Source organism: Chelatococcus sp. YT9 (assembly GCF_018398315.1).
Taxonomy (GTDB): domain Bacteria; phylum Pseudomonadota; class Alphaproteobacteria; order Rhizobiales; family Beijerinckiaceae; genus Chelatococcus.
This window is the reverse complement of sequence record NZ_JAHBRW010000002.1, coordinates 1,206,819-1,228,486: the sequence shown is the minus strand read 5'-3', so window position 1 is coordinate 1,228,486 and position 21,668 is coordinate 1,206,819. Positions and strand designations below refer to the sequence as shown.

The 21,668-nt window shown below is 60.6% G+C and carries 21 protein-coding genes; 10 read left to right on the top strand and 11 right to left on the bottom strand.

The window, feature by feature from the left end:
• The first annotated feature begins 8 nt into the window (after positions 1-8).
• The 10 genes from KIO76_RS25620 to KIO76_RS25575 all read left to right on the top strand — a co-directional run bounded on the left by KIO76_RS25620 (position 9) and on the right by KIO76_RS25575 (position 8,529).
• Positions 9-842: an ABC transporter ATP-binding protein gene (locus KIO76_RS25620; RefSeq protein WP_213326395.1), complete on the top strand. Its 834-nt coding sequence runs from the start codon at positions 9-11 to the stop codon at positions 840-842.
• Positions 839-1,672, top strand: a complete 834-nt coding sequence (locus KIO76_RS25615; RefSeq protein WP_213326394.1) for an ABC transporter permease — start codon at positions 839-841, stop codon at positions 1,670-1,672. The genes KIO76_RS25620 and KIO76_RS25615 overlap by 4 nt, the downstream gene beginning before the upstream one ends.
• The gene (locus KIO76_RS25610) at positions 1,669-2,487 is read left to right on the top strand and encodes an ABC transporter permease (protein WP_213326393.1); all 819 of its coding nucleotides are present in this window, start codon (positions 1,669-1,671) and stop codon (positions 2,485-2,487) included. The genes KIO76_RS25615 and KIO76_RS25610 overlap by 4 nt, the downstream gene beginning before the upstream one ends.
• A gap of 1 nt (position 2,488) precedes the next feature.
• Positions 2,489-2,851 carry a hypothetical protein gene (locus tag KIO76_RS25605; RefSeq protein ID WP_213326392.1) on the top strand — a complete coding sequence of 121 codons (363 nt, stop codon included), beginning with the start codon at positions 2,489-2,491 and terminating at the stop codon, positions 2,849-2,851.
• The gene (locus tag KIO76_RS25600) at positions 2,848-4,041 is read left to right on the top strand and encodes an MFS transporter (RefSeq protein ID WP_213326391.1); all 1,194 of its coding nucleotides are present in this window, start codon (positions 2,848-2,850) and stop codon (positions 4,039-4,041) included. Before KIO76_RS25605 ends, KIO76_RS25600 begins: the two co-directional genes overlap by 4 nt.
• A complete protein-coding gene (locus KIO76_RS25595; RefSeq protein ID WP_213326390.1) occupies positions 4,038-4,919 on the top strand; it encodes an amidohydrolase family protein in 882 nt (293 codons plus the stop codon). Before KIO76_RS25600 ends, KIO76_RS25595 begins: the two co-directional genes overlap by 4 nt.
• Positions 4,916-5,677 carry an SDR family NAD(P)-dependent oxidoreductase gene (locus tag KIO76_RS25590; RefSeq protein WP_291977090.1) on the top strand — a complete coding sequence of 254 codons (762 nt, stop codon included), beginning with the start codon at positions 4,916-4,918 and terminating at the stop codon, positions 5,675-5,677. The genes KIO76_RS25595 and KIO76_RS25590 overlap by 4 nt, the downstream gene beginning before the upstream one ends.
• 154 nt (positions 5,678-5,831) lie before the next feature.
• Positions 5,832-6,158 carry a Dabb family protein gene (locus KIO76_RS25585; RefSeq protein WP_213326389.1) on the top strand — a complete coding sequence of 109 codons (327 nt, stop codon included), beginning with the start codon at positions 5,832-5,834 and terminating at the stop codon, positions 6,156-6,158.
• 62 nt (positions 6,159-6,220) lie between these two features.
• Positions 6,221-7,198, top strand: coding sequence for a C-terminal binding protein (locus KIO76_RS25580; RefSeq protein ID WP_213326388.1), 978 nt, complete (start codon positions 6,221-6,223; stop codon positions 7,196-7,198).
• A gap of 140 nt (positions 7,199-7,338) precedes the next feature.
• On the top strand, positions 7,339-8,529 hold the full coding sequence (locus KIO76_RS25575) for a fumarylacetoacetate hydrolase family protein (RefSeq protein ID WP_213326387.1): 1,191 nt from the start codon (positions 7,339-7,341) through the stop codon (positions 8,527-8,529).
• A 433-nt stretch (positions 8,530-8,962) separates the two neighbouring features.
• Here KIO76_RS25575 and KIO76_RS25570 read toward each other — a convergent pair whose 3' ends face one another.
• The 11 genes from KIO76_RS25570 to KIO76_RS25520 all read right to left on the bottom strand — a co-directional run bounded on the left by KIO76_RS25570 (position 8,963) and on the right by KIO76_RS25520 (position 21,628).
• A complete protein-coding gene (locus KIO76_RS25570) occupies positions 8,963-9,937 on the bottom strand; it encodes a branched-chain amino acid ABC transporter permease (RefSeq protein WP_213326386.1) in 975 nt (324 codons plus the stop codon).
• 1 nt (position 9,938) lies between these two features.
• The gene (locus KIO76_RS25565) at positions 9,939-10,826 is read right to left on the bottom strand and encodes a branched-chain amino acid ABC transporter permease (RefSeq protein ID WP_213326385.1); all 888 of its coding nucleotides are present in this window, start codon (positions 10,824-10,826) and stop codon (positions 9,939-9,941) included.
• 45 nt (positions 10,827-10,871) lie between these two features.
• Positions 10,872-11,609, bottom strand: a complete 738-nt coding sequence (locus KIO76_RS25560; RefSeq protein ID WP_213326384.1) for an ABC transporter ATP-binding protein — start codon at positions 11,607-11,609, stop codon at positions 10,872-10,874.
• The gene (locus KIO76_RS25555; RefSeq protein WP_213327111.1) at positions 11,602-12,309 is read right to left on the bottom strand and encodes an ABC transporter ATP-binding protein; all 708 of its coding nucleotides are present in this window, start codon (positions 12,307-12,309) and stop codon (positions 11,602-11,604) included. The genes KIO76_RS25560 and KIO76_RS25555 overlap by 8 nt, the downstream gene beginning before the upstream one ends.
• Before the next feature lie 149 nt (positions 12,310-12,458).
• Positions 12,459-13,685, bottom strand: coding sequence for an ABC transporter substrate-binding protein (locus KIO76_RS25550; RefSeq protein WP_249730042.1), 1,227 nt, complete (start codon positions 13,683-13,685; stop codon positions 12,459-12,461).
• A 72-nt stretch (positions 13,686-13,757) separates the two neighbouring features.
• Positions 13,758-15,446, bottom strand: coding sequence for an alpha/beta hydrolase (locus KIO76_RS25545; RefSeq protein ID WP_213326383.1), 1,689 nt, complete (start codon positions 15,444-15,446; stop codon positions 13,758-13,760).
• A gap of 104 nt (positions 15,447-15,550) precedes the next feature.
• On the bottom strand, positions 15,551-15,940 hold the full coding sequence (locus KIO76_RS25540; protein ID WP_213326382.1) for a Zn-ribbon domain-containing OB-fold protein: 390 nt from the start codon (positions 15,938-15,940) through the stop codon (positions 15,551-15,553).
• Position 15,941: 1 nt separating this feature from the next.
• The gene (locus KIO76_RS25535) at positions 15,942-17,102 is read right to left on the bottom strand and encodes a thiolase family protein (protein ID WP_213326381.1); all 1,161 of its coding nucleotides are present in this window, start codon (positions 17,100-17,102) and stop codon (positions 15,942-15,944) included.
• Between the two features lie 44 nt (positions 17,103-17,146).
• Positions 17,147-18,274, bottom strand: coding sequence for an acyl-CoA dehydrogenase family protein (locus KIO76_RS25530; RefSeq protein ID WP_213326380.1), 1,128 nt, complete (start codon positions 18,272-18,274; stop codon positions 17,147-17,149).
• Positions 18,274-19,479, bottom strand: a complete 1,206-nt coding sequence (locus tag KIO76_RS25525) for an acyl-CoA dehydrogenase family protein (protein WP_213326379.1) — start codon at positions 19,477-19,479, stop codon at positions 18,274-18,276. Before KIO76_RS25525 ends, KIO76_RS25530 begins: the two co-directional genes overlap by 1 nt.
• Positions 19,480-19,507: 28 nt before the next feature.
• Positions 19,508-21,628, bottom strand: a complete 2,121-nt coding sequence (locus KIO76_RS25520) for a 3-hydroxyacyl-CoA dehydrogenase NAD-binding domain-containing protein (protein WP_213326378.1) — start codon at positions 21,626-21,628, stop codon at positions 19,508-19,510.
• Positions 21,629-21,668: the final 40 nt, after the last annotated feature.

The following is a 21,668-nucleotide window of genomic DNA, read 5'->3' as shown; positions in this document are numbered from 1 at the left end:
CAAGCGAAATGGCCGAAACCACGGCGGATAAGATCATCGTTGATGGCTTCCAGCATTTCTTCGAGACGGCCGATGGCCCCGTGCAAGCAACCGGCCTGATCGACCTGAAGATACCCACCGCACAGTTCGTCACGCTCGTCGGGCCGAGTGGATGCGGGAAGACGACCTTGCTCAAGGCGATCGCAGGCTTCATTACACCGACACGAGGCCGGATCATCTGCGACGGCAAGGTTGTTACGGGCCCCGGACGAGACCGTGGTGTCGTGTTCCAGGAACTTGCTATTCTTCCCTGGCGGACCGTGCGGAAAAACATCGCGCATGGCTTGGAGATCGTCGGAACACCGAAAGCGGAGAAGGATCGCATCGTCGACCGCCTCATCGCATTGACCGGCCTGAGGGGCTTCGAAGATCGTTATCCGCATGAATTGTCAGGCGGCATGCGCCAGCGTGTCGCCGTAGCCCGAACCTGGGCAGCGGATCCGGATATCATTCTGATGGACGAGCCTTTCGCCGCTGTCGACGCGATGACCCGGCTGACGCTGCAGGAGGAACTGGCGAGCCTTACCTTTAGTACCCGCAAGACCGTTTTCTTCATTACACACAGCGTCGATGAAGCCGTATTCCTGGCCGACCGCGTTCTGGTGATGAGCCGCCGGCCTGGGCGTATCAAGGCCAGCATCGAGGTCCCCCGCCGCCAGAACGGCGGGCGAGACTGGGAATCGTTTACGAGCGACCTCGAGATGCAAGCCATTTGCGAGCAGGTTCTGCGGCTTGTACGCGACGAGCGTATCGATTCTGCACTACAATCGTCGGATAAACAACTGCTGCAGGAGGCGTCATGACAACGGTTATCGCCTCATCGACTGCACCGTCTCTTGTTCAAAGCAATCTTTTTGCGTCCACTCTTCGCGAAGCATTGCGAAGCTCACGCTTCCTGCTGCCATTCGCCACGCTGATAATATTCTGGTGGGCTATCAAGGCGGCTCTTGATCTGTCCGACCGCGTTCTTGTTTCACCGGCGCAGGTCGCCAGCTCGCTATGGACGCTGTTCTCGCGCGGCATCCTGGCTGATTACGCGGCCTCGAGCCTCTCCATGATCGGCATCGCGGTTCTCGTCTCGGCTGTCTTAGGTATCCCGTTGGGCTTCGCCGTAGGAGCAAACAAGTATGTAGCCCGATCGCTCAGCCTGTTTCTCCGTTTTTTCCAGGGGGTTTCCGGCATATCGTGGCTTCCCCTTGCGATCATTTGGTTCGGATTTACAGATACGACCGTTCTCGTGATCGTCGTGTACACGCTCGTTGTCCCGGTTATCTTCAATACGATGCTCGGTGTCCGAGCTATACCGCCCAGCTACGCGCTCGCCTTGCAATCCCTTGGCGCGAGCCGGCTACGCATCGTTCGAGACGTCTATCTTCCCGGCGCCCTCCCGAGCATCGTCGTGGGCTTGCGGCTTGGCATGGGCTATGGCTGGCGCGCCCTGATTGCAGCTGAAATGCTTATTCGGCAGGGCGGGCTGGGCGACCTGATCTTCGGCGCACGCACATTCGGCCAGATAGATCGCATCATCAGCGGCATGATCATCATCGGTGTCCTGTATGTCGTGGTGGACCGCCTAATTATCCAGCCAATCGAAAACCTCACCTTTGCCCGCTGGGGAGTGCTCAGGCGATGAACGAGAACAGTCACGCGCGCCGGCTCTTCTTCTCACCTGGGCGGATCGTCTGGCAATTCCTGCCTGCCGTGCCGTTTCTGATCCTGCTCCTCGGCTGGTCGGTCTACTGGCTCTATGCTCGGCCGCCGGTCGGCACCTTGCCCGCTGCCTGGACCGTATTTACGACGCTCTGGGAGCTCGCGATCAATGGCAGGCTCTGGGAGAACGTCGCAGCCAGCCTCTGGCGTCTCGTTCTCGGAACCACCGTCGGTGTCATCACGGGCGTCATTGGTGGGTTCTTCGTCGGCCTTAACCGGAACGTTTCGGCCTTCGTCAGTCCCCTTGTCATTTTTTTCAACGCTATATCTGGCATCGTGTGGCTCCCGCTCGTCATCGGATGGCTCGGGATTGGCACAGCGCTCGTCGTTTTCCTTATCTGGAATACGGTCTTCTTTCTGGTGTTTCAAAATACTGTTCTCGGTGTTCAACTTGTGCCGACGGTTCTAGAACTCGGCGTGCGCACACTTGGTGGGAGCCGCCTGCAAACGGTCCTCAGCGTCACACTGCCCGGTGCCCTGCCCTATATTCTCTCCGGCATCCGCTCCGGCTTGGGATTCGGCTGGCGCGCGCTCATCGCGGCTGAACTTGTCGGCGCGACGGTCGGCCTGGGGCAGATGATTTTCCGCGCCGCGGAGTTCCACCGGGCGGACATCATCATTGCGGGCTGCATGGTGATCGGCATTCTCGGCCTGCTTATGGATCGCTATCTGCTGGTGCCGATCGAGCGGCGCACTGTCGAACGATGGGGCCTTGTGACTTCGACCAAAGGGATCTGATATGGCGACAGCAGCGATTACCACTCCCACTCCGCTAAAACGCCGGCTGCCCCTGAAGGAGATCGCGCGGTTGTCGCTGGGCGTGGTCATCATCGGCGGCATCCTCTTCGGACAACAAGCTTTTGGCATGATCACCCGGGACGCGCGTGTTGATCCGGCCATCGTTCGGGAAGGTCTTGTAGACGTCCTCGTCGTGTTGAATTTCGAGCCTGAACGCTTCCACAACGAGCGGCTCGCACGGCTTGGCATGTTCAGCGGGCGTGATGGTTCGACGCGCCGCGTGCGATTGCGCCAGGTCACGCAGGACAACCTAAGGGCGTTGTCGAGCCTGCCATGGATTGGGGCATTGGAGCCATTGAAGTGAGCCAGCTCCATTCGGGTGGGCGGGCGCTGGGAATGGCGGTCGCCTCCCAGACTTTGACAATCATACCCGTCTTTCTCATTGGCAGCTTGTCGCCGCTCATTCGCGACGACATCACACTGGATGCTTTCGGGCTCGGCCTTGCCGTGGCGGTATTCTACAGTTTGTCAGCCATAGGAGCGGGGGCCTTCGGCCGAGCAGCAGACCGTGTCGGCCCTTGGCGCACGACGGGTGCCGGCCTCGTGTTGACGGCACTCGCGCTCCTCGGCATCGCGGCCATCGGCTGGAACGCGGGCATGATCATCACGTGCCTGGCGTTCGCCGGCCTCGCCAACGGATGGGTGCAACCATCCACAAACCTCGCCGTATCCCGTCATGTCCATGGCACGCGCCAAGGCTTTGCCTTCGGCATGAAGCAATCATCGATACCACTGGCAACGATGGCCGGCGGCTTGGCTGTGCCCTTCGTGGGATTAACAATGGGCTGGCGCTGGGCCTTTGGATTGGCCGCGTTGGCGACGGCGATCGTATGGCTCGGGCTACCGCGAGATACAGCACCTCCCCAGCCACGACATGGCGCGGCCAGAGCGACGATGCCCTTCGGGACATTAATGACGCTCGCCGCCATGTCGGGTTGCGGGGCCGGCGCCGCGAACGGGATGGCAGCATTCCTCGTGTCATCGATTACGGCAGCAGGACATGCTGAGGCCGGCGCCGGTATCGTACTCGCCATGGGCAGTATCGCGTCGATTATCGTGAGAATTAGCGCAGGACTTGTTGCCGATCGGCGGGATTTTCCCATGATGTTGGCGGTCTCGCTGCTCTTCTCAGGCGGCGCGGCTGGCTATGCCTGCCTGGCACTCGGGCAGGGCTGGCTCGCGATTACCATCGGCACCGCGCTGGGCTTCGGTTTGGGATGGGGATGGTCGGGGCTCTCGACACTCGCGGTTGTAAGGGGCAGTCCCGGCGCCGCCGGAGCCGCGACCGGCGTTACGCAGGCGGGGGTATTTGTGGGCGCCGTGCTGGGCCCTCTTGCGTTCGGCTGGATTGCACAAACCACTTCTTATGCCGCCGCTTGGTGGACCATGGTCGTGCTTGGCGTTGCGGCCGCAGGTCTTGCGATCATCGCCCATCGTCAGTTGGGAGAAGGTCCGATTTCCCTCGCCGATGCGGATCTAGGGAGGGAGGCATGACAGTCATAGATGCCCATCAGCATGTATGGCGATTGGGCCAGCGCGACCACATTTGGCCGGCCAAGGCTCTCCCCGTCCTCGCGCGTAATTTCACACCCGCTGACCTCAACCAGTTGATGCACCGAGCCCAGGTTGACGGAACGATTCTGATGCAGTCCTTGAACGATCCGGACGAGACGAGGGAGTTCCTGAGGCTCGCGGCGGTGACGCCCTGGATATCTGGCGTTGTCGGCTGGGTTCCCTTGGCCGGGCCTGAAGCGACCGCGAACGCCATTCACGCCCTCCCTCATCGCGACAAGCTCGTGGGAATTCGCCATCTCATCAATTTCGAGCCTAATCCAAGCTGGCTGCTTCAGCCCGCGGTTCAGGAGGCCATCGGGGTCGTTGCGGCGCAGGGGCTCGTATTTGACGTGGTGCCGAATGATGCGGCTCGCTTCGATGCCGTCCTGGCGACGGCCGAGCGCCATCCTGACATGACGATGGTCATTGACCACTTGGCGCGCCCGCCAGTTGTCACCGGTGGCTGGGAGCCATGGGCCAGCCAAATCGCGCGCGCAGGTCAGCTGCCCAATATCTATATCAAGCTCTCGGTTGGACTAGACATTGCTCTGGAGTGGAGCTGGGCGCCTGATGAGCTGCGCCAATATGTCGATCACGTGCTCGAGCATTTTGGCCCAGGCCGGATCATGGCGGCAAGCAACTGGCCAGTTTCAACTTTGACCGCGAATTACACAACATTGTGGAAAGGTATACGTGCGCTCATCTCCGGCCTGAAGCCCCATGAGAGCGCAATGGTTTTGGGCGGAACGGCCATCCGGGCGTTCGGCCTCGGCACGGCAGCCGGCGATTGTCGCATCTCTAAGGGGCAACGAGCGTGAAACTGTTTGATCTCTCTGAGCGTGTCGCCGTCGTAACCGGCGGCGGACGTGGGCTTGGCCGGGCCATGGCGAAGGGCCTGGCCGAAGCCGGCGCCGTGGTGGTGCTCGCCGGGCGTGGTCAAATCGAACTGGAGGAGGCGGCCGAGTCAATCCGATTAGCAGGTGGTCGGGCCTCCACCGTAAGCGTTGATCTGCTTGACCCCGCCGGCCCAACGCTGCTTGTGGACAGGATCGTGGCAGAGAACGGCAGGCTGGATGTGCTCCTTCATGCCGCCGGGTCCCAAATCCGCAAGCCAGCCCTGGAACTTACGGCGGAGGACTGGGACCGCATCACAGATATTCATCTGAAGGCCGCATTTTTGCTGGCGCAGGCGACGGCCCGTCATCTTGTTGATCGCCGCGCAGGTGGCAAGATTATCTTTGTTGGATCGCTCAATTCTCACATCGGCATCCGCAACGTCTCCGCCTACGCCGCCGCCAAAAGCGGTATCGCGGGCCTCGCGCGCGTCTTGGCCAATGAATGGGCTGTCGAGGGTATCTGTGTGAATACCATCATTCCCGGATACTATCGCACAGCCATCACCGAAGACCTGTTTGCGGATAGCGCCAAGCATGACTGGGTCATGTCGCGCATTCCCATGCAACGTCTTGGTGATCCGGCGGATCTCGCAGGCGCGGCGATCTACCTTGCCTCAGCCGCCTCCGACTACGTAACGGGGGCCGAAATCCGCGTTGATGGTGGCTGGCTGGCCACATAGGCCATCGAGAGAAATCTACCCAGAAGATTTTCAAACGTAATTACTGCGGTATCTACTAGTCGAAACTCGGCATTTCACTAAGAAACGCGGTTCACGTCCGTAATCCTATGGTCAGAAGCGCGTTTTTTAACCAATCATCGAAAGGGAGTGAAGTATGTTTCGTCATATGGCCATTCTGAAGTTCAAGCCGGACGCGGATCCCGGTGCCGTGGAGCGTTACTTCGCAAATTTCCCAAAACTCGCCGAGAGCCTTCCGGTCATCAAATCCTGGTATATCGGTGCCAATGAGGGATCGGGCGGCGAATCTCATGTGAAGCGTCATGGATTCCGAGGTAACTATGACGTTGGCCTCGTGCTGGAGTTCGATGACCAGCAAGGTTATCGTGACTATGCAGAATCCACCGAACATCAACGTTTCTTCGAGGAGTTCTGCACTCCCATCTTCGCAGAACGTGTTGTTGTCCAGTTTCACCCAAAATAAGACTTCAGGCGTGACGACCTGCAGTATCCAGATCGTCACGCCGAACGGGAGGGCAGCAACGCATGAAAGCTCTGATAACTGACACGGAAATCCGCAATCCCGATATTGAGATCGACCTGCTTCGCAACGCCGGCTTCGAGGTCGAGGTCGCATCCTGCCGAACACCTGCTGACGTCATTGATGCAGGCCGCGATGCCGACGCTCTTCTTGTCCAATACGCTCCCGTCACGGCAGATGTATTCGATGCCTTGCCATCGCTGCGTGCAATTAGCCGCTATGGCATCGGCGTGGACTCGATCGATCTGCCCGCGGCCGAGCGCCACGGCGTCTGGGTGTCCAATGTGCCGGACTATGGCTTCGACGAAGTGCCAACCCACGCCCTCGCACTTCTCTTCGCTCTTCTCCGACACGTGCCGTTCTATGACCGAAATATTCGCGGCGGCACTTGGGATTTTCAGGCGACTGGCCCCATAAACCGTATCGCAGATCTTTCTCTTGGAATCGTAGGACTTGGTCGGCTCGGACGCTTTGCTATGGAACGGGCAAGGCCATTCTTCAAGGATGTGATCGCCTATGACCCGTTCATCGATGACGCTCGCTGGCCGGCAGGCGTTACTAAGGCTTCATTACAGGAAGTGTTCGCCCACGCCCATGCCATAAGCCTTCATGTACCACTGACACGAGGTAGCCGGCATCTCATCAATGATGCGCTTTTGGCCGCGGTTCCGGAACGAGGGACTTACCTCGTCAATACCTCTCGTGGCGGGCTGATCGATCTTGACGCAGCGCTGCGGGCACTTGAAGATGGACGCCTCAGAGGGCTAGGTCTCGACGTCATGCCAAACGAACCGCCACCGATGGACCATCCCGTTCTTCACCATCAGCGCACGGTGGTCACCCCGCATGCGGCCTGGTACTCCGAAGCATCTGTTATCGATCTCCGTCGCAAGTATACAGAGAATATCGTCATGTGGGCTCGGAACGGGGTGGCTCCTAATGCCGTGGTTATAGGCACTATAGCACCGATCTCGACATGCTGACCCCGGTATTGAACAAATATCCTTAAAAATACCGGTCTCCTTTACGCACCGGTGGCAGCCGCCGATTGCCCAATCCCGGCATCTAGGGACCTCATACCCTCTGCGCAGCACACAGATTTGCGCATTACTCGGGAGCTATCATGCCCTCTATTTCACTTGATGTCGCACGGGTCATGCCGCTGGATTGGCAGGAGGCCACTCTCGTTGGCCGGGTGTGGAACCCGGATCTTAAGGGGCCGTGCGTCGCGACCGTTCGCGGCGACGAACTGATCGACGTTACGCCCTCGGTGCTCACCGTTAGCCATCTTTGTGAATGCGATGAGCCTGCGAACGCCCTTGCCAGCATCGACGGCGAGCGAATCGCTGCGCTTGCGGATGTTTTGCGGAATACGCCGCCGCATACTCGCGACACAACAAAGCCCTGGTTGCTGGCACCGATCGATCTGCAGGCGATCAAGGCTGCAGGCGTTACGTTTGCCGTATCCATGTTGGAACGCGTCATTGAGGAAAAGGCCCGGGGAAACCCAGCAGTCGCTGCCACCATCCGCTCGGAGGTTAAACGCTTGGTCGGAGACGATCTGGCTGATCTGAAACCCGGGTCGGCCGAGGCCTTCGCCCTAAAGGAGGTACTGGTGGCGGAGGGGGCATGGAGCCAATACCTCGAGGTTGGCATCGGGCCAGATGCGGAAATCTTCACGAAAGGACCGCCGATGTCGGCGATCGGAGTTGGCATGGATGCGGGCTTGCACCCTCAGTCGAGCTGGAACAACCCTGAGCCTGAGGTCGCGCTCGCGGTATCCTCAAAGGGCCGGATCGTCGGGGCGATGCTTGGCAACGACGTCAATCTGCGAGATGTCGAAGGCCGCTCCGCCCTGCTGCTGGGAAAGGCCAAGGACAACAATGCCGCCTGCGTGCTTGGCCCCTTCCTGCGCCTCTTCGACCATCGGTTCACCCTGGACGATGTCCGAACCACGGTCGTGACCCTCGTTGTCGAAGGCGATGACGGCTTCCGCATGGAGGGCTCATCGTCCATCGCAAAGATCAGCCGCGATCCCGAGGATCTCGTCGCACAGATGATCGGCCCTCATCACCAGTACCCTGACGGGGCGGTGCTGTTTCTCGGGACGATGTTCGCGCCGGTGGATGATCGCGGCGCACCTGGCAAAGGCTTCACGCACAAACTCGATGATGTCGTGACCATCGCCGCGCCGAAACTTGGCGCCTTGATCAACAGAATGCGGACTACCGACGCCTGTGAACCATGGACGTTTGGCCTTCGCGCGCTCATGGCGACGCTCGGTGCACGTGGGCTGCTTAACCGCCACCAGTGACCAAGGCGTATCGCAACGGATGGTCGCCCTTCGGACGAGACGCTGGAATCGCTGTGGCGATGAGACACGCCCACACCAAGAGCGCGCCCTGCGACGAGTGCGGGCATATTCTTTTACCTTGAGCGCATGGAAGGAGGGGTGGGTGGACAAGTTAGAGCCAAGGCCCGTGACGACTTCTGTCCGATCCTGTCGGCAAGCGCGCCGGCCAGTGGCTTCCCTGCGGAGTTCACGAAAGTGCTCTTGAATAGCACTTCCTGGTAAATCTGCCCGGAAAGTCCACAACGCATCTTATACAAGCGGCTCAGCGTGCCTGTGAGCCAGTTGACGGTCGCGGACTGCTCCAGCGGGTGTGAGAGCAACTGCCGTCGCGGGAATCTCGTGGTTGCGGCGGCATCGGCATCACGCGGCCTTGCATCGAAGAAACAGGTCAGGTCTACCGGAAAAGACGGGCAATCCTGCCCAGCAGTTCCACCAGCCCACCGCGCAAGAGCATCACACAGAGAACGAAAAGCGTACCCTGGATGATCATGATCCATGCACCAAGTGCAGCGAGTTGGTTCTGCAAGGTGACGATTACCGCGGCACCAAGGATCGGGCCAAAGAAGGTCCCTGCCCCCCCGAGCAAGGTCATCAGCACCGCCTCGCCAGACATCTCCCAATAGACGTCATTCAAGGTCGCTACGCTAAAAACAAGTGATTTCATACCGCCCGCCAGTCCAGCGAAGGCGGCCGAGAAGATGAACAGCCTCAACTTATAGCGGTTCACGTGATAGCCAAGCGAGATGGCACGGGGTTCGTTCTCGCGGATCGACTTCATCACCTGCCCAAAAGGCGAGTGAATGATCCGATGCATCAGCAAGAGCGTGAGAAAGAACACGATGGCCACAAAGCAGTACATCCCTAGATCGCTTGCAAGCGGGATCAATGAGAAAAGATTGCCGCGCGGCACACCCTGAATGCCGTCTTCACCCCCGGTGAAAGGCGCGCGGAGCGAGGCGAAGTAGACGAGCTGCGCGAAAGCGAGCGTGATCATGGCGAAATAGATGCCCTGCCGTCTGATCGCGAGCGATCCGAACACCAACGCGAGCAGCATGCTCACGCCGATGCCGCACGCGAGCGCAAGCTCGGGCGTCAGGCCGAGATCGCGCGCGCTCCAGGCAGTGATGTAGCTCGCGGCGCCGAAATAGGCAGCGTGACCAAAGGACAGCAGACCGCCGTATCCCAGCAGAAGATTGAGCGAGCAAGCCAACAGCGCAAAGCACAGCATCTTCATGACGAAGAGTGGATAAAGGACAAACGGCGCGACGATCAGCAACGTGAGCAGGATGCTGAAATAGATCATGTGCTGGCGCGACATGCCGAGGCCGGTTGCGGTCTCGACCTGTGCTTGCATGACGGTGGTTGCCATCTCAGCCGACCCTCCCGAACAGACCAGCGGGCTTGATCATCAGCATGATGGCCATGATGACAAATACTGCGATGTTGGCCGCCTCAGGGTAGAAGAACTTCGTCAGGCCTTCGATGATACCAAGCCCGAAACCCGTGATGATCGAGCCCATGATTGAGCCCATGCCGCCGATCACGACGACTGCGAAGACGACGATAAGAAGATTAGCGCCCATGGTCGGGCTTACTGAATAAATCGGAGCGGCCAAGACGCCGGCGAAGCCCGCCAACGCGACCCCGAAACCGTAGGTGAGTGTAAGCAGGCGGGGAACGTTGATGCCGAATGCTTCCGTCAGCTTTGGATTTTCTGTTGCCGCCCTCAGGTTGGAACCGAGGCTTGTGCGCTCGATCACGAACCAGGTCGCCAAACAGACGGCGATCGAAACGAGGACAACCCATCCGCGATAAAACGGCAGGTACATGAAGCCGAGATTGACGCCACCTTGGAAGATGGCGGGCATCGCATAGGTCTGGCCGGAAACCCCATAGATGTTGCGGAAGGCGCCCTCGATGATCATTGCAAGGCCGAAGGTCAGGAGGAGACCATAAAGATGGTCGAGCTTGTAAAGTTGGCGAATGAACACACGCTCGAGCAGGATGCCTAGTAGACCAACGGCAATCGGCGCGATGATGAGCGCCGGCCAATAGCCAATGCCGAGGTAGTTCAGAAGCATCCAGGCAAGGAGAGCCCCCATCATGTAGAGCGCCCCATGCGTGAAATTCACGATGTTAAGGAGGCCGAAGATAATGGAAAGGCCGAGGCTCAGCAATGCGTAGAATGCACCGTTGATTATGCCGAGCAACAATTGCCCAAAGAATGCCGGCGCGGAGAAACCAAGTGCTTCAAACATGTATCGATTGTCCCCCTTCTCTCGGGGCCGGCAGACCGCAGCGCATCAAACGCCCAGATATTTGTTGAGTTTGGAACGGCTGGACGCAAATTCGCCGCCGCTGATCTGGTCAACGACACGCCCTTGCTCCACGACGAAATGCCTGTCAGCGATCTCGCTTGCGAAGCGCAAATTCTGTTCGACGAGCACGACGTTGAATTGCATGTCCTTTAGCTTGCGCACGGTCACCGCAATCTGGTCAATGATGATCGGAGCAAGGCCTTCGGTCGGCTCGTCGAGGAGTAGTGTTCGCGAGCCGGTGCGCAGAATGCGCGCAATCGCCAGCATCTGCTGTTCGCCGCCCGATAGCTTGGTTCCCTGGCTGCGTAGGCGGGCGCGCAGATTCGGAAAGAGATCGAATATGGCTTCGTCTGGAAGCCCCCCTGGTTTGATGACTGGCGGCAGCCGCAGGTTCTCCCCGACGTTCAAACTGGAATAGATGCCGCGTTCCTCTGGACAGTAGGCGACGCCAAGCCGCGCTATCAATCGGGTCGGCAACCCGATCGTCTCGCATCCATCCACAAGCACCGAGCCGGAGCGCCGCTCCAACACGCCCATGATTGCCCTGAGGGTCGTCGTCTTGCCGGCGCCGTTGCGCCCCAAGAGCGCGATAACTTCTCCCTGGCGGAGCGTCAGCGACATGCCGTGCAGCACATGCGATTCCCCGTACCAGCCATGGAGGTCACGTACCTCCAGTGGGGTGACATCTTCCTGGCCACGATCCGCCCTAGCATCCTCACGCATGATTGGAGCCTAGATATGCTTCCTTTACGCGTTCATCGCTTGCCACGGTTTGGTAGTCTCCCTCCGCGATGACCTGGCCGCGGCATAGCACCGATACGCGGCTGCAGAGCCGCGACACGACCGACAGGTTATGCTCCACCATCAGCAGAGTGCGTTTCTCGGCAACCTGCTCCAGGAGGAGAACGATCCGATCGATGTCTTCGACGGCCATCCCGGCGGTTGGTTCGTCAAGCAGCAGCACTTCAGGGTCCAGCGCCAAGGTCGTGGCGATTTCAAGAGCCCGTTTGCGCCCATATGACAGCGTGGCCGCGGCGGCCGCTTCAAACCCCGCGAGACCGACGAGCGAGATAAGACGCCGCGCCTCGTCCTCATAAGATTTGAGCACCTTCTCGCTACGCCAGAAGTCGAACGAACTGCCGCGCCGGCGCTGGAGGGCGACGCGCACGTTCTCCAGCACCGTCAACTGCGGGAAGACCGCGGAGATCTGAAACGAGCGCACAAGGCCCATTTCGGCGACCGTCGCCGGGCTCGACTTTGTGATGTCCCTGCCCTTGTAGTGGATCGTGCCACCGCTCGGCGCCAGGAACTTCGTGAGTAAGTTGAAGCACGTTGTCTTGCCAGCACCGTTCGGGCCGATGAGCGCGTGCACCGAACCCTTGCGAACGGCGAGGTCCACGCCATCCACGGCCACGAACCCCATGAATTCCTTCCGCAGCCCCGATGCGGACAAAACGATATCTTCCAATGCCCCCTCCAACGAACAGCTCAAGCTCCGCCCGCGGCGGGTCGCATACGCGGCGCCGCTCTTGCCCGCGGCTGGAACGATCCAGCCGCGGAGAGAAGCCGGTTCTATTTTTTGTTCATGATGTAGGGGCACTTTCCGTCGGCGAGAGGACGTGCCGCGCGCTCGCCCTCAACGACAGACGTAATATCATAGATATCATACTTCGACTTCGCCTGAGATGGCTCCTTCACACGCAGAAAGTACATGTCGTGCACCATGCGTCCATCTTCGCGCAGCTTGCCGCTTGGCGTGAAATCATCTTTGATTTCCATTGAGCGAAGTGTCTCCAGCACCTTGTCGCCCTTGTCTGTGCCGGCCTTCTCGATAGCTTTTAGGTAGCTGCGAACAGCGGAATAGGTCGCGGCTTGGCCCTGAGCGGGCTTCTTGCCAGTCTTCTTCTCGAAGCGTTCAGCAAGGCGCCGCGTTTCGTCATTGTAGTTCCAATAGAAGGCTTCAGTTACTTGCAACCCTTTCCCCGCGTCGAGGCCGAGGGCGGCAATATCGGCCATAGTAGCAGCGAGGCCGACCAGTGTCTGGCCGCTATCGGCGAGGCCAAATTCCTTGGCCTGCTTCGCAGACTGCGTAAAGTCCGAACCGCTATTGGCGAAGGCTACGACCTCGGCGCCTGATGACTGGGCTTGCAGGAGATAAGACGAGAAGTCGCTTGAATTGAACGGATGACGAACAGCACCTACGACCTTGCCACCCCGGGCCTGAATGACCTTCGTTGCATCGGCCACAAGCGCGTCACCGAACGTATAGTCGGCCTGTACGAAGAACCACGTCTTCTTGCCTTGGTCCAGCAAAGCGTTGGCGGTCGTCGTGGACGACGAATAAGTGTCGGACATCCATTGGACGCTATTGGGCGAGCATTTCTCGCCGGTGAGGACCGACGAAGAAGCACCTACCAGCAGCATAACCCGGCCTTTGTCGCGCACGAGGTCCTGAAGAGCGAGCGCGATTGCCGAATTGGTGATGTCAACGAGAACATCAACCTTTTGGCGATCAAGCCATTCGCGCGCGATCGTCAAACCCACGTCTGGCTTGTTCTGGTGATCGGCCGAAATCAGCTCGATCGGGACGCCGTTCACTTTGCCGCCGAAGTCTTCGATGGCGAGTTCGGCTGCCGCCACCGCGCCGGGCCCGGTGGCGGCGCTGTAGGGTCCACTCAAGTCCGTGAGCACGCCGATCTTGATGACGTTGTCCGATACCTGCGCCTTAGCGACCCCTGCCATTGACAGCGCGAGGACACCCGCGAGACCAACGGCCGATGCAAACATGTTCAGCTTCATTTCAAAAGTTCCCCTTTTTTGGGGTCAGTCGATGGCCGCGCCGCCGAAGCCGGAAGATTATGTCGCGGCGCTTCACCTGACCCGGTCGATGCAACTGCGGATGATCTCTGCGGCGGCAAGCCGCGAATCCGGGATGGCCACAAACTTGTCTTCAGCAATGGCCCTGGCATGATTAGCGAACTTATCGTTGACGTTTCCGCAGATCGTGTACGCGCGGCCAAGCTCAGAAAGTCGATCAGCGACGGGATAAGAAAGCACCGCTTCCCACACGCTCGGATAAGCTTGATAGTTCTTGAGATAGGCTAACACCTCGGTGGTCAGTCGATCGGCACGTACGTCAGGGTCGTTCTTTCGGATGCGGTCGATCTTGCGTTCGTACCAGGGCCAGAACAGCTCCTGATCCCTCGTCGCGTGCCAGAGCCGAATGAGATGCGAGCCATCCCAATCGAGCTCGATCGGCTCCGCGTAACGCGGGGCAATCTGCTCGCGCTCCTCAGCACCCAGCGCAGGCGGACTGTCAAGCACCAGCGCGCCCACCATTTCCGGCGCGAGGCTTGCCAACGCGACGGCGACTGAGGCGCCACCATGACGCCCGTAGAAGTCGGCTTTCGCAACGCCGAGTTTTGCCAGGGCTTCGGCAACGAGCCGTGCGCTGCGCGAAACATCGTGCCGCTGTCCGAACGCGTCGGAATCCCCGCAGCCGGGAAGGTCGAGCGCGATCACCGCGCGGTCGGTGGCCATGAGCTCCGGCAGTGTGTCGAGCTGTGTGGCGGAACCTGGCGCGGGCGGCAGCATGACAAGCGGTAAGCCGCTGCCAGCTTTGCCCCAATGTCGGACGAACAGCTGTCCTTCGTCGAGGCCGACATAGTCTTGGGTGACACCGACCGCCCGGCGTGAAGGCGATTTGATTGGCGGAGCATCCGGCCACGCAGGCACGCTCTTCATGATCTCGATCTCCTTCTGCGCACCTGCGTCGCGATCGAGCGGCATAGGCTCGATGCGGCAGCAATCGGGCAGCGGCCGTGGCAGCAGGTCGAGAGCAGTCAGCAAGGAATCGTCGGGATAGGCGAGGAAGACAGTCGGCACGCGAAGATGCGGAATCGGCTCCTGCGCATGATACCGGAAAGCGGCTGCATAGGGCTCGATGTATCCCGTCCAAACATCGAGGATATCCACCACGCCACGATGGATGTGCTCGGGCGCCGGCACGCTGCAGTTGGCCCTTGTGACGCGTCCGCTGATGTTCCACGGCCAGAACAGATTCTGCTCACGGTAGCGGTACCAGAGCCACATTAGGTGAAGGCCGTCCCAGGTCTTCTCCATCGAAGGGAAGTATGTGTTGAGGCGTCGCGTACGCTCATCCTCGGTATAGACGGGATAGCCGTCGAGTAGCGCGATCGCCGTTCGCTCCGGATAGCGCATGGCAAACTCCGCACAAATGCTCGCCCCTGTGTGGGAGCCATAGGCCGCCACCTTGGAGATGCCAAGCGCGTCCAGTGTCTGCGCCAATGCGATTGCCTGATCGGCGATTTCAGTCGTGGGGGTCGGTAGCGGCGACGAACGGCCGAGGCCGCACGAGTCGATCGCGATCGCGGTGAAATGCTCGGAGAAAGCGAGCGTCTGGCGGTCGAGCGTCTGGGATGACGTTGGTGACTGCCCAAAAAGAACCACGGCCGGGCCGGTTCCTGCATATCGGAAGTGGACCTGCCGGTCGCCGACCGTAACGAAGCCGCGCCTGATACGACGATGCGAAGCCGTCAATTGTTCCTCCCTCACGATCCCGCCAAGTCTGCCGCTGGACGGTGTTGTTTTGAAATTGTTATCGCTAACATGCGAGTTTCGCAACCCGCCTCAATCAAGATATTTCAGCGCGGCCTGAATACCGGTACGCGCAGCCCATCCTCCGCGTCTGCGAAGCAAACCTGGACCGGCATGCCGATCCGGACGGTCTCAGGCTCACAGCCGACGATGTTCGTCAGCATGATCGGCCCTTGGTCGAGGGCGACGTAGGCGGTGATCGTGCTGGGTTGTTCGCGTCGCATGATCGTATAGGTATGGATGACGCCGGTGCCGGCCACTTCCTCCCATTCCGTGCTCCCGCTGTGACAGAAAGGGCAGATGGCGCGTGGGTAGTGATGCGCCTCGCCGCAGTCAGCGCAGCGCTTGACGAGCAGGACGCCGCGCCGCGCTGCATCCCAGTATTCCTGGTTCTCGGCGTTGAGCTTAGGTGCCGGCATCTTGACTGCTTCTTCCATCTTATTCCCTTTCCAGGATGACTGTCGCGCTGCCGTGACGGCTGGCAAGCCATCCCCCGGTTCCATGTGCCACCGCCAGGTCGCAACCCTGCACCTGCACAGCTGGATGGGCTTCGCCCCGGAGCTGGCGCACGGCTTCCAGGACCTTGGTCATGCCACCGCGATTGCCGGGGTGATTGTTGCAGAGGCCCCCGCCATCCGTGTTCACCGGCAGACGGCCGATGCCGGAAATCAGCTGGCCGTCGGATACGAAGCGCCCACCTTGGCCTTTCTCGCAGAAGCCAAGATCCTCGAGCTGGACGATGACTGTGATGGTGAAGCTGTCGTAGACTGACGCGTACTTGATATCGGCGGGCGTCACCCCGGCTTCCTCGAAAGCGATCGCCCCTGACCTGGCGCCACCGCTCTCGAGAATATTGGCCTTACCGCCACGGAGGTCGCGTATAGCCTCGCCGGCACCACGCACCTTGATCAGCGGGCGCGACAGCGATCTGGCGATCTCAGGACTGACGACCACGATGGCGCCGCCCCCGTCGCTTACGACACAGCAGTCGAGGCGGTGCAGCGGGTCGGCGATCATCGGCGACTGCAACACGTTTTCAACGCTCACCACTTCGCGCAGCATTGCATGCGGATTGTGCTGCGCGTGATGCGAGGCAGCTACCTTGACCCAGGCGAGTTGTTCTGGGGTGGTGCCGTATTCGTGCATGTGGCGCATCGCCACCATCGCGTATTGATTGAGCACGGACGAGCGATAGGGATATTCGAACGGAAGCTCCGGCACGTCCCAGTTCGGCGGCGGATTAGCACTTACGCCCGCGCTGCGCGGACGCCCTGCCAACGTGATCAGGGCGACGCTGCATTTGCCCGAGGCGATGGCCTGTGCCGCGTGTGAAATGTGCACGATCGGGGCGGAGCCCCCCGTCTCCGTGGTATCGACGTGACGTACGTTAAGGCCAAGATATTCAACCATGGAGATGGGACCGAGACCCGGCGCATCATTGTCGCAGAAGAAGCCGTCCACGTCGGCCATCGTCAAACCGGCGTCAGCGACGGCGCCGATGGCGATCTCGGCGTGCAACTGGGCGAGGGACTTGTCCGGCGCCTTGCGCGTGGGATGCTCGTAGATGCCGGCGATGTAAGCCTTGCCGCGTATTGTCATTCCGCTTCCTGTCTGGTGAATTTCGCCTTCGCCGAGAAACGCCGTCAGTGCGCGGGCTCTTTCGCGCGCACCAATGAGGCGAACCGCCGGAGGTGGTAGCTTTCATCGCCCATCTGCATGCTGTTCATGGTGAGGCGCTTGAAGTAATGGCTGAGCGGTGTCTCCCATGCCATGCCGATGCCGCCATGGAGTTGCACGGCATTCTGACCGACGAAACGAGAGGCCCGAGCGACCAGCGCGCGCCCTGCCGAAGTAACCCGGTCGCGTTCAGGCGCCGGCGCGTCCCAGTTGTCAGCGGCGAGCAGCGCCATAGAGAACGACTGCTCGGACTGGCTATACATGTCGACCAGCCGATGCTGGATGACCTGGAAACTCCCGATAGCCGCGCCGAACTGTTGGCGCGTCGCGACATAGTCACGCGTCATATCGCACATTCGCCGCATGATCGCTGCCGCCTCGCAGGTGAGATAGATACGCGCTCGGCAGATCGCTGCATCAATGGCCGCACGCCCCCGCGTCGGAGCGACCACCATCGCGCCGCCATCGAGTTTCACGCCGCGCAGATGCAGGTCAGCACCGCGCTGTCCGTCGTTAGTGACGTAGCCGTTGACCTTGAGGCCTGCGGTCGCGGGATCGACTGCAAAGACCGCAAGCTCTCCGTCCAGGAGCGCCGAGATCAGCAGCTTGTCGGCGCGGTCGGCCCAAGCGACTGACACTTTCGTTCCATCCAGGACGAAGCCGTCGCTCACGCGACGCGCTGTTGTCTTCACGTGGCTAACGTCGAAGCGGGACTCCGGCTCGAAATGCGCAACGGTGAAAACGCAGCCTGCCACGATGTCCTCGAGCAACGAACGACGCCGGTCGGCCTCCGCGCAGGCCTCGATCACCGACGCTGCCATGACGGCTGTTTCGAGATAGGGCACTGCCACGAGGTTGCGTCCCAACTGCTCGGCGATGATGGCGATCTCGGTCCCGCCCCCACCAATACCGCCGTCTTCGATAGAGATGGGAACGGCTGGAAGGCCCATCTCCACGAAACCGGCCCAGCGCTCATCCGTGTCCACCGCACCGGCCGCTGCGACGCGACTTTCCATCGAATGCTCACGCGCCAGATAGCGCTCCAGCGTTTCGCGCAGCAGGCGCTGTTCATCCGTCAGCGTCACGTCGACCATCAGAGACCTGCAATGTTCTTGGCGGTGATCTGGCGCTGGATCTCACTCGATCCCCCGTAGATCGATGCCTTACGCCAGTTGAAGTAGTGAGACGCCGAACTCGTCATCCAGCGGGTGTCGCCGTTGGCGCTCGCATCGACGTTGGCGTCGAGACCGTGCTGCCACGCCATGCCACGCATGCCGGCCGCCAGCATGAAGAGCTCGCTCAGTTCCTGCTGGATATCCGTGCCGCGCACCTTGAGCATGGGGATCGCTGCGTCCGTTGCAGCACTGCGCCTGCCCTCAGCCTCTTCTGCAAGGAAACGCAGCATGGTCGCCTCGAGCGCCATCAACTCGATCTCGACCCAGGCGATGCGTGACGAAAAATCAGGATCGTCCAGCAGCGATGCGCCGCCGGTCCCGGCGTTCGCGGCGATTTCCTTCAACCGCCTGAGCTGTTGTTTCGAACGGCCTGTCTCTGGAGTGCCGAAGCGTTCGTATTCCAGCATGAACTTCGCGTAGCTCCAGCCTTTGCCCTCCTCGCCCACCAGGTTGTCGGCGGGCACCTGCACGTTCTCAAAGAAGACCTCGTTGACCTCGTGAGTACCTTCCATCGTAATGATAGGGCGGACGGAGACGCCGGGCGCCTGCATATCCACGATCAGAACGCTGATGCCTTCCTGCTTGCGGCCGGAATTATCGGTCCGCGCCAGGCAGAACATCAGGTTGGCGTACTGTGCTTGTGTCGTCCACGTCTTCTGCCCGTTGAGCAGGTAGTGGTCGCCACGCCGCTCGGCGCGCGTGCGCAGCGAAGCAAGGTCCGAACCCGCGTTCGGCTCCGAGAAGCCTTGGCACCACCAATCTTCGCTCATCAGGATGCGGGGAAGGTAATAGGCTTTCTGCTCGGCATTCCCGAAATGAATGATGACGGGTGCGATGAGCGAAACGCCACAGGGATTGACGCGGGGCGCACATTCCGACGCCAGGGCTTCCTCGCAAATGAAGCGACGCAGGGCGTTCCAGCCGGGACCGCCGTGTTCGACCGGCCAGTGCGGCGCGGCCCAGCCCCGTGCGCCAATCGTGCGCTCCCAAGCGACGTGCTCCTGCTTGGTAAGGGGCAGATTGTCCCTGACCTTGCGGGCGACCTCGGGGTCGATGTTATTGCGCACGAACGAAGCCACCTCTTCACGAAAGGCCTCATCCTCTTCGGAGTAGCGCAAATTCATGGCTCGTCTCGCTCATTTGTTTCAGTAATCAAGGTGCGACGTTGCGGTCGTGCTCCGCAAAGCTGCTGCCCTCCCGAGCCAGCCGCACGAGGAGATCGGCGGGGCGCCAGCGTTCGCCATAACGGCGGTAATAATCCTCGACGGTGGCGAGCAGTGCGCGCAGCCCCACCGTATCGGCATATTTCATCGGTCCACCCCGCCATGCCGGAAAACCGTAGCCAGCGGTGTAGATGACATCGATGTCGCTCGCGCGCAGCGCGATGCCTTCCTGGAGAATCTTTGCCGCCTCATTGATCATTCCATAGAGGCAACGGCGCGTGATCTCCTCGGCGCCGTTATCGCGCGGCTTTATCCCAAGGCGCGCGACCTCTGCGGCGACCAAAGGCTGCAACTGAGGGTTCAGCAGCGGTGCTCTATTTCCTTTCTCATAGCGAAAGAATCCGGCGCCGCTTTTCTGGCCGTAGCTGCCAGCGTCGACGAGTGCCTGGATGAGCATAGGCGCGTCCTTTGGCCAGCTTCCTTCCGCGATGCGGCGCTTCTCCACGTCCCAACGCACATCGAGACCGGCCATGTCCAGCATGGCGAACACGCCCATAGCAAGGCCGAAATCGGTCAGAGCGCTGTCGACCTCGGCAGGCGTTGCACCTTCAAGTAGCAGCTCCTGCGCCTCGCGCAGATAGGGATCGACCATCCGGTTGCCAACAAACCCATCGCATATTCCGACGACGACGCCGACCTTGCGCATCCGGCGGCATAGCCCCTGGCTTGTTGCCAGCACATCATCGGCAGTCTTCTCGGCGCGCACGATCTCGACAAGCCGCATGATGTTAGCCGGGCTGAAGAAATGAAGGCCGATGACATCCCCCGGGCGATTGGTCACCGCAGCGATCTGGTCCACGTCGAGAGTGGAGGTATTGGTCGCAAGTATGGCGCCCGCCCGAACATGGCGGTCGAGCTCCCTGAAGACCGATTGCTTCACGTCCATACGCTCGAAGACAGCTTCGATGACAAGATCGACGTCGGCGATGCCTGCGTAATCGGAGACGGGCGACAGAAGGGCGATACGGTGATCGGCTTGCGCCTGACTTAAGCGTCCTTTTGCGACAGAGCCGGCATAGAAGGAGCGGATGCGCTCTATCCCTTTGTCAAGCGAGGCTTGCGAGGCATCCAACAGGCGTACCGGGATATCCGCATCGAGAAGGCTCATCGTGATACCAGCTCCCATGGTGCCAGAGCCGATCACGGCGGCGCGCTCGATTTGGCGCTGCAGCGTGTCCTTGGCGAGCCCCGGGATTTTCCAGACGCGGCGCCCGGACAGAAAGTGGTGGATCAGACCGGAGGCCGCCTCTGAGCCGGCGCATTCCCGAAAGAACTCCCACTCGCGCGCCAGGGCTTCGCTGAAAGGAACGGTCGCCGCCAACTTGACCGCGTCGACAATGCAACGGGGACCGAGAAGATGTGGCTTGCGCGCGGCGCGCGCGTAGGCGTCTTCGAAGATCGAACCAGGAACGTTCGCCAGCAGCTCGTTCCGGCGGCTGACAGGTCTCACGGGTTGGTCTGCGTGAGCTCGTGCGAAAGCCAATGCCGACGCGAGCAAGTCGCCCTCGACGATTGCATCGACAACGCCAAGCGATCGGGCGGCGGCGGCATTGATTACCGCTCCGTCCATCATCAGCTCCATGGCCTTCTCGACACCAGTAAGACGCGGAAGTCGCTGCGTCCCCCCGGCTCCGGGCATGATGCCGAGCTTGGCTTCGGTTAGCCCGAAACGAGCCCGATCGAGCGCAACCCTGAAGTGGCAGGCAAGCGCCAGTTCCATCCCGCCGCCCAACGCCAGGCCATCGACAGCGGCGACAACGGGACGGGGGAAATCCTCGATGGTGTTGAAGACGTCGTTGGCATCCGGCTTGCCGACTGCCTCGTAGAAGTTCGCTGAACCAAGGCCGCGCTCGACCTCATTGAGGTCGGCACCGGCGGAGAACAACCCATTCTCGCCAATGATGACCACAGCGTCGACCTGCGCGTCCCCCGCCTCCGCGATGGCAGCGGCCAGTGCGGCGCGCATCGGCTGGTTCATCGCATTGACTGGCGCCTGGTTCAACGTGATGACGCCAATACCGTTCTTGACGGTCAATCGGGCAGGATTCAACTTGTTCTCCTTGTAAGCCAGTCCGCCACGGTGTGGCACG